This window comes from Massilia sp. 2TAF26 (assembly GCF_052115005.1).
GTDB lineage: Bacteria > Pseudomonadota > Gammaproteobacteria > Burkholderiales > Burkholderiaceae_D > Telluria.
On record NZ_JBFRFV010000070.1, the window covers coordinates 1 to 1,071 of the forward strand.

Here is a 1,071-nt window from a genome sequence, read left to right on the forward strand (position 1 = left end):
CCATTATCGCGGCATACCGCGAGGCGATGACCGAAGGCCGTTTGGGAAACTAAAGCAGGCGGCGGCGACGTTCTACGAACCGGCCAAGCCGAAGGAAGCTAACCCATTCCTCGCGGCCATGGCCGCCGCCCAGGCCGACGCAAGCGGGTTCGAGGTGTGGCCAGAAAACTGGCCAGTCTTTCACCTGTTTTGCCAGCTTCAGACCCAATGGCGAGCCGGATCGAGTGGGTTACTGGGGCTCGACTACAACGTCCTCTATCACAAGTTAGATCGCATGGATCTTCCTCTTACTGAGTACGAACAGTGGGAGGCGGATGTATGTGCCATGGAATTCGCCGCACTTGAAGCGATGCAGGAACAAAGGGAGTAGGCATGAACGAAGAACGGCGCGTCCAACTCGTTGCTGAACTTGATACGACGCGCACGCGCGAAGGCTTTCAGGAAATCGGCCAGCAAGCCAGCACCATGGCCAACGCCGTTTCTTCGGCGGGTGAACGTGCACAGCGCGCGGTCAGCTCTATCGGCAGTGGCGCTGACCAGTCTGCGGAGAAGGTGGAAGCCGCTCAGCGCAACCTGATTGGCTCGATTCAGCGCACGACGGCCGCAATGCAGGCCGGCAGCCGGACCAGTGCCGAATACTATGAAACGCTCGCTCGCCAACGCGGCGTTGATCCTGCGGCCCTGACGCCGTACCTGAATCAGCTGCGCGCGATCGAATCCCAGACGCGTAGCGTTGGTGTATCTGCAGCCCAGACTGCAGCAGCATTACGCGGCGTGCCGGCGCAGTTCACCGACATCATCACATCCTTGCAAGGCGGTCAGAACCCGCTTACCGTCATTCTCCAGCAGGGCGGCCAGCTGCGCGATATGTTCGGCTCCGCCGGTGCGGCCGCGCGCGCTCTCGGCGGCTACGTTGTCGGACTAATCAATCCGTTCACGCTCGCTGCAGCGGCAGCTGCTGCTCTGGCGGTCGCATATCACGAGGGTAGCAAAGAGGCGGATGCTTATGCCAAAGCGCTGATTTTGACCGGAAACGCGGCGGGATCTACCGCAGATCAGTTGTCGGAGATG

Annotated in this window: 2 protein-coding genes; both read left to right on the top strand. The window is 60.8% G+C overall.

Going from position 1 to position 1,071, the window contains the following annotated elements; genetic code table 11:
* Positions 1-370, top strand: a 370-nt coding sequence (locus AB4Z32_RS27415) for a DUF1799 domain-containing protein (RefSeq protein WP_442124975.1), incomplete at its 5' end; no start/stop codon positions are given.
* A gap of 2 nt (positions 371-372) precedes the next feature.
* Positions 373-1,071 (top strand): phage tail length tape measure family protein (locus AB4Z32_RS27420; RefSeq protein ID WP_442124976.1); only part of this gene is annotated, 699 nt, incomplete at its 3' end.